Genomic DNA, 7,203 nt, shown 5'->3' with positions numbered 1-7,203 from the left:
CCCAAATCATCATCACCCCCCACTGCGCCGCCATCCCCGACCGCCAGGAACGCGCCCGCCACACCGCCTGGCTCATCACCGCCAACGAACGCGGCGACCCCCTCCCCAACATCTACGACCCCGCCCGCGGCTACTGAAAACCCCGCCAAGCACTTATCCACAGCCGGCCCGTCGCACAGAAAAACGAGCCCCTGTGGAAAACTCGCTTTCCCCACCAGCGCCCTTGAAGTGAAATCAACAAGAGCCCGGCACGCCGGGGCGAGGGGGTGCGGGGCGTGTAGATGCGCCCGACGGAATCCGTAGGGAGCCGAAGGCGGACGAGGATGAGGATGGGGCAGTCCGGAGCGGAGGCTCCGGACCGCAATCGTAGCCCCGCATCCCCTCGCCCCGGCGTGCCGGGCGTCTAAAGAACCCCACTCCCCACCAGCAACAACAACTACCCAACTCAAAGAAAAAAACCGCAAAATCTGCAAACCAGGCCCGCCTACATTGCTCCCCAAGGAGCCACGCACTTGAAACCCCAAACCCGCACCACCTACGCCCACCGCCTGGACCCCGTCCTGCGCTGGCTGGCCAGCCACCCCGACGCCGACCCCGACCTGTACCGGTTGGCCGACCTGGCTTGCCTCTCGCCCTACCACTTCCATCGCGTCTACCGCGCCGTGATGGGCGAAACCGTGAACGCCACCGTGCAACGCATCCGCATGCACCGCGCGGCCGTCTCGCTGGGCAGTACCGGGGATTCCTTGCGTGACGTGGGGCAGCGCGCCGGCTATGAGTCGGACGCCGCCTTCAACCGCGCGTTCGGCGCGACCTTCGGCATCTCGCCGGGGCGCTACCGCGCGGCCCGCTCCCGACCCTTCGACCCCAAGGAGCTAGGCATGTATCCCATCACCATCGAAACCTTCCCCGGCGCCGTGCTGGCCGCCCTGCCGCATCACGGCAGCTACCAGGAAATCGGCCCGGTCTTCACCCGCGCCTTCATGCTCGCCGCCAGCCGCGGCCTGGCGCGTCCCGAGGCCATCGGCTTCGGCGTGTATTTCGACGATCCCGAGCAGGTGCCGCCGGCCCAGCTGCGCTCGATGGCCGGCATGTCGGTCGCGCCCGACGCCGTGTTGGGCGACGAGCTGGAACGCTTCGAGATCCCCGCCATCCGCTGCGCGATGCTGACCTACACCGGCCCGTACAACGAGATGGACAAGCCCTATAACTGGATGTTCTCGGAATGGCTGCCCGGCAGCGGCATGGTGCCGGCCGACTTCCCCATGTTCGAGCAGTACCTCAATGACCCGCGCACCACGCCGCCGGCGCAATTGCAGACGCGCATCTGCATGCCGTTGAAGTAAGCGCTGGGCGCCGCTACCCCAGCACGCCCGCCAGGTATTGCCGCAGCCACGCATGCGCCGGATCGTCCTGGTAGCGCTCGTGCCAGTACAGCGACACGGTGATCGCCGGCAGGCTCAGCGGCGCCTTCAGCGTGACGATGCGCGCGCTGCCTGACATGGCCTTGGCGATGCTCACCGGCATCGTCGCGATCAGGTCCGAGGCTTCCACGATGAACGGACAGACCATGTAGCTCGACAGCGTCGCGACGATGCGGCGGCTGCGGTTCTGCCCCATCAGGATGCGGTCGATGGCCTTGCTGAAATAGCGCGTGTGGGCCGCCAGGTCCAGGTGCCCATAGCTGAGATAGGCATCCAGGTTCCAGCGCTTGCGCAGACAGGGATGGCCTTCGCGCACGATGCACACCGCCGGTTCCTGGTACAGGAAGCGCGTGCGCAGGTCCGGCGCCGGATCCGGAAAATAGCCGGCGATCAACTCGACGTGATTGGTGTCCAGCATGCTCAGGCCGTGCTGCGGCCGCGCCGGCACGATCAGCAGCTGGAAGTGCGGCGCGTCCACCGCCAGCCGTGGAATCAGCTTGGGCAGCAGCGTGTACTGCACGTAGTCGGTGGCGTAGAACGACAGGCTGCGGGCCGAGTGCGCGGGGTCGAACACCTCGCGCGTGCGGGTGGCGCGGCGCCAGCTCTCCAGCAGCGGCAGAAAGCCCTGGTGCAGCTCGTGCGCGCGCTGCGTCGGCTGCCAGGCGCCGCCTTCGCGCACCAGCAGCGGATCGCCGAACAATTGCCGCAGGCGGTTCATCGCGGCGCTCATGGCGGGCTGGCTGATGCCCAGCTGCTCGGCCGCGCGCGACACGTTGCGGCAGCCCATCAGCGCGTCGAAATGCAGAAGCAGATTCAGGTCCGGATTCTTCACCGCCGCCCACCTATAAATGGCATCTATATCAATATAAACCGCCAGGACTGCTGGCGCGCGCCGGCCAGGCCTAGGATGTTCCCGTTGTTGCAGTGAACCCGAGGCAAAGCCTCTCAGGTCCGACATCCATGATCGGGCCGCAAGGAAGTTCTATCAACAAGGGGAAGTCATGAACGCAGCGTTCATTCGCAGTTGCTGTCTTGCATTCGGGGCGGCCGCGCTGGCCGCCACCGCGCTACCGGCCCGCGCCGAGTGGCCCGACAGGGTGATCCGCATCGTGGTGCCGTTCGCGGCGGGCGGGTCCACCGACCTGATCGCGCGCAAGGTCGCCGAAGGCCTGGGCCAGCGCCTGTCGGCCAACGTCATCGTCGAGAACCGCCCGGGCGCCGGCGGCACCGTCGGCACCGAGTACGTGGCGCGCCAGCCGGCCGACGGCTACACCATCCTGATGGGCTCGGTCAGCACGCATGGCAGCGCGCCCTGCGTGTACACCAAGCTGCCCTACGACCCGGTCAAGGACTTCACGCCCTTGACCGTCGTCGCCACCATTCCCAACGTCATGTCGGTGAACAAGTCGGTGCCGGCCAACAACCTGCAGGAATTCGTGGCGCTGCTCAAGAAGGAACCCGAGAAATACTCGTTCGCCTCCAATGGCCAGGGCACATCGAACCATCTGGCCGCCGAGCTGTTCAAGAGCACCGCCGGCGTGTCGATGGTGCACGTGCCCTACCGCGGTTCGGGTCCGGCGCTGATCGACCTGGTGGGCGGCCAGATCAACATGATGATGGACGTGGTGATGACGTCCTATCCGTACATCAAGGACGGCAAGATCAAGGCGCTGGCGGTGACCTCGCCGCAGCGCTCGCCCATGCTGCCCGACGTGCCGACGGTGGCCGAGTCCGGTTATCCCGGCTACGAGGCCATGGTGTGGTTCGGCATGCTGGCGCCGGCCAGGCTGCCCGAGCCGCTGCGCGCCAAGCTCACCGACGCGCTGGTGCAGACGCTGCACGCGCCCGCCATGAAGACCTATCTGGAACAACAGGGCGCGCAGGTCTCGGACGTGGCCGGCCCGGCCTTCGGCACCATGATCAAGAGCGAAATCGACAAATGGTGCGGCGTGGTCAAGCAGGCCGGCATCAAGCTGGATTGAGCGCCGCCGCGCCCTTCTTTTCTTTCAGGGAAGCACAAGCATGTATCGCATAGGGATAGACGTCGGAGGCACGTTTACCGACTTCACGATGATCGACGAAGATCAAGGCATCGTGCATTTTCACAAGGTGCCGTCGACACCGTCCGATCCGTCGGAAGCCATCGCCACCGGCATCGGGCAGATGCTCAAGGACCATGGCGTTTCGCCGTCGCAGGTGTCGCACGTGGGCCATGGCACCACGGTCGCGACCAACCTCATCATCGAGCGCAAGGGCGCGCGCGTCGGCCTGATCACCACGCAAGGCTTTCGCGACGTGCTGGAGATCGGCCGGCAGACGCGGCCGCACCTGTACGACTACAGCGTCGGCAAGCCGCCGGTGGCGGTGCCGCGCGAGTTCCGCGCCGAGGTGGGCGAGCGCGTCAATGCGCAGGGCGAGGTGCTGGCGCCGCTGGATGCGGACGCGGTGCGCGCGGCGGCGCGGCGCTTTGCCGCCGCCGGCATCGACGCGGTCACGATCTGCTTCCTGCATGCCTACCGCAACCCCGCGCACGAGCAGCAGGCCGCGCGCATCGTGGCCGAGGAGATGCCCGACGCCTATATCAGCCTGTCGTCGGACGTGCTGCCGGAGTTCCGCGAATACGAGCGCCTGTCGACCACGGTGCTGAACGCGGCGGTGGGGCCGAAGATGGCGCGCTACCTGGAGCGATTCCTGCAGCGCGTGCGCGAGCTGGACATCGGCCACGAGCCGCACACCATCCACTCCAACGGCGGCCTGATGTCGATCGCCACGGTGCGCCAGTATCCGGTGCGCACCTGCCTGTCGGGGCCGGCCGCCGGCGTGGTGGGCGCGGCCGCCGTGGGCCGCGCCATCGGCAGCCTGAACCTGGTGACGTTCGACGTCGGCGGCACCAGCACCGACGTGTCGCTGATCTGCGATGGCCGGCCGTTGTTCACCTCGCATCGCCAGGTGGCGGGCTATCCGGTGAAGACGCCGATGGTGGACATCCACGTGATCGGCGCGGGCGGCGGCAGCATCGCCTGGCTCGATGACGCGGGCGCGCTGAAGGTCGGCCCGCACAGCGCCGGCGCGGTGCCGGGACCGGTGGGCTACGGCCGCGGCGGCGGCGAGCCGACCATCACCGATGCCGAGATCGCGTTGCAGCGCCTGAATCCGGTGGCGCTGCTGAACGGCCGCATGCCGGTGCACGCCGAGGCCGCGCGCCAGGTGATCGACGAACGCGTGGCGCGGCCGCTGGGCCTGACGCGCGAGGCGGCGGCCGAAGGCATCCTGCGCATCGCGGCGGCCAACATGAGCCGCGCCATCCGCGCCGTGTCGACCGAACGGGGCTACGACCTGTCGCAATTCGCCCTGTATGCCTATGGCGGCGCGGGGCCGCTGCACGCGGTCGAGGTGGCCGAGGAATGCGGCATCCCCACGGTGATCGTGCCGCAGGAGCCGGGCACCATGTGCGCGCGCGGCATCCTGCTCAGCGACATCTCGTTCGACTTCGTGCGCAGCGAGATCTCGCTGGCCAGCGCGGAAAGCTGGGACGGCGTCTCGGCGATCTTCGACGGGTTGCGCGATCAGGCCGAGCGCTGGCTGGAAGAGGAACGCGTGGAGCCGGCGCTGCGCCTGTACCGCAGCGCCATCGACGCGCGCTACGAGGGCCAGAACTTCGAGGTGCAGGTGGCGCTGGACGACACCGGCGCCGGCGGCTACGCCGAATTCGCGCGCCGTTTCGCCGAGGCGCACGAGCGCGAGTACGGCTACACGGTCGATGACCGCAAGGTGCAGATCATCAACTGCCGCATGCAGGCGGTGGGCCAGGTGGTGAAGGCGCCGCTGGCGCCGCGCCAGGTCGATGGCACGCTGGACGGCGCCCGCATCGGCGAACGCCGCGCCTATTTCGGCGAGCGCCACGGCTGGCTGGACACGCCGGTCTATGACCGCGACCGCGTGCCCACCGGGGTGCGCTTCAGCGGCCCGGCGCTGCTGGAGGAAATGAGCTCGACCACCGTGGTCGGCGCGGGCCAGGACGTCGAGGTCGACGCCTACGGCAACCTGATCATCCGTTTGCAAGGAGGCTCCCATGCGTGAAGCCCATGAAGCCAATCAAACCAGTCACGACGCGGGCGTGGCCCTGGCCGACCCGGTCGGCATGGAGGTGTTCTGCAACCGCCTGCTGTCGATCACCGAAGACATGAACAACACGCTGGTGCGGGCCTCGTTCTCGACCAACATCAAGGAACGCAAGGACTGCTCGGTGGCGCTGTTCGACGCCGCCGGCCGGCTGGTGGCGCAGGGCACGCAGATCCCGCTGCACCTGGGCTCGCTGGACGGCGCCATGGGCGCGATATTGCGCGCGTTCCTGGTCGACCAGATCCGCGACGGCGATGTGTTCATCTGCAATGACCCCTATCTGGCCGATGGCAGCCACCTGCCCGACATCAACATCGTCACGCCGGTGTTCTGGGAAGGCACGCTGCGCTTTTTCGCCGCCAACATCGCCCACCATTCGGACGTCGGCGGCGCGGTGCCCGGCTCGATCGCCGGCGGCCTGAAGTCGATCTTCGAGGAAGGCATCCGCATCCCCGCCTGCCGCATCGCGCGCGCCGGCGAGGTGGACGAGGACATGCTGCGCCTGATCTGCGCCAACACCCGCGACCCCGAGGAACGGGTGCTGGACCTGCGCGTGCAGATGGCCACCAACCGCCGCGGCGCGGCCGCGGTGCAGGGCCTGATCCGGCAGATGGGCCTGGCGGCCGTGCTGCGCTCGGTGGATGACGTCATCACCTATACCCGGCGCCGCCTGCTCAACCGCATCGGCGAGCTGGCGCAGGGCAGCTACACCTTCCGCAGCGACCTGGATGACGACGGCATGGGCGGCGATCCGGTGCCGATCCAGGTGACGCTGACGGTCAGCCGCGACCGGCTGCATTTCGATTTCGAGGGCTCGGGCAAGCAGGCGCGCGGCGCCATGAACCTGCCGTTCAACGCGTTGCGGGCCTGCGTGTATTACGCGGTCAAGGCGCTGCTGGATCCGGACCTGGCGCCCAACGCCGGCCTGTTCGACCCGATCAGCGTATCGGCGCCGGTGGGCACCATCACCAACCCCGAGCATCCGGCGGCGGTGGGCGCGCGCTCGATCACCGCGCAGAAGGTCGCGGGCGCCATCTTCGGCGCGTTCCGCGGCCTGCTGCCGGCGGAGAAGACCATGGCCTCCAGCAACGACTGCTGCCCGGCCATCGTGTTCTCGGGCCGCTGGCGCGAGCGCGCCGGCCACTTCGTCTACCTGGAAACGCTGGGCGGCGGCGCCGGCGCGCGCTTCGACAGCGACGGCATGGACGCGGTGCACGTGCACATGACCAACACCTCCAACCTGCCGGTGGAAGCGCTGGAGAACGAGTACCCGCTGCTGATGGACGAGTACGCCATGATCCAGGACTCCGGCGGCGCCGGCCGCACCCGCGGCGGCATGGGCATCGCCAAGCAGATCCGCGCGGTCGGACCGGGCATCGTGTTCTCGGCGCGCTCGGACAGCCACACCGTGGGCGTGGCCGCCGGCGTCGATGGCGGCGCCGATGGCCGGCGCGCGCGGCTGGTGCGCAACTTCGGCACCCCGGCCGAGGAGGAGCTGTTCTCCAAGACCGCCAACATCGCGCTGGCGCCGGGCGAGAGCGTGCGCATCGAAACCCCGGGCGCCGGCGGCTATGGCGCGCCGGCCGAGCGTTCGCGCGCCCGCATCGAGCGCGACCTGGCCGACGACAAGATCAGCGCCGCGGCGGCGCGCGCCGCC

The 7,203-nt window shown here is 68.6% G+C and carries 5 protein-coding genes; 4 read left to right on the top strand and 1 reads right to left on the bottom strand.

The window, feature by feature from the left end; genetic code table 11:
• Positions 1-512: 512 nt before the first annotated feature.
• The gene (locus tag AOZ49_RS29375; RefSeq protein ID WP_054479401.1) at positions 513-1,346 is read left to right on the top strand and encodes an AraC family transcriptional regulator; all 834 of its coding nucleotides are present in this window, start codon (positions 513-515) and stop codon (positions 1,344-1,346) included.
• Between the two features lie 13 nt (positions 1,347-1,359).
• Here the strand turns inward: AOZ49_RS29375 and AOZ49_RS29370 are convergent, their stop codons facing one another.
• On the bottom strand, positions 1,360-2,256 hold the full coding sequence (locus AOZ49_RS29370) for a LysR family transcriptional regulator (RefSeq protein ID WP_225856519.1): 897 nt from the start codon (positions 2,254-2,256) through the stop codon (positions 1,360-1,362).
• 169 nt (positions 2,257-2,425) lie between these two features.
• On the opposite strand from AOZ49_RS29370, the gene AOZ49_RS29365 reads away from it, so the two are divergent.
• The 3 genes from AOZ49_RS29365 to AOZ49_RS29355 all read left to right on the top strand — a co-directional run.
• Positions 2,426-3,406 (top strand): Bug family tripartite tricarboxylate transporter substrate binding protein, encoded by a 981-nt coding sequence (locus tag AOZ49_RS29365; protein WP_054479399.1) that lies wholly within the window; start codon positions 2,426-2,428, stop codon positions 3,404-3,406.
• A gap of 40 nt (positions 3,407-3,446) precedes the next feature.
• Positions 3,447-5,504, top strand: coding sequence for a hydantoinase/oxoprolinase family protein (locus tag AOZ49_RS29360; protein ID WP_054479397.1), 2,058 nt, complete (start codon positions 3,447-3,449; stop codon positions 5,502-5,504).
• Positions 5,497-7,203, top strand: a 1,707-nt coding sequence (locus tag AOZ49_RS29355) for a hydantoinase B/oxoprolinase family protein (RefSeq protein ID WP_054479395.1), incomplete at its 3' end; no start/stop codon positions are given. The genes AOZ49_RS29360 and AOZ49_RS29355, both read left to right, overlap by 8 nt.

The organism is Achromobacter sp. 2789STDY5608615 (genome assembly GCF_001298995.1).
In the GTDB taxonomy this organism is placed as follows: Bacteria; Pseudomonadota; Gammaproteobacteria; order Burkholderiales; family Burkholderiaceae_B; genus Achromobacter; species Achromobacter insuavis.
Note: the sequence above shows the minus strand (reverse complement) of the source record. Positions and strands in the feature narration are given on the sequence as shown.

Bases quoted from the DNA above. Each gene is read 5' to 3' on its own strand.
- AOZ49_RS29360 (WP_054479397.1), top strand. From the start codon at position 3,447: ATGTATCGCATAGGGATAGACGTCGGAGGCACGTTTACCGACTTCACG.
- AOZ49_RS29365 (WP_054479399.1), top strand. From the start codon at position 2,426: ATGAACGCAGCGTTCATTCGCAGTTGCTGTCTTGCATTCGGGGCGGCC.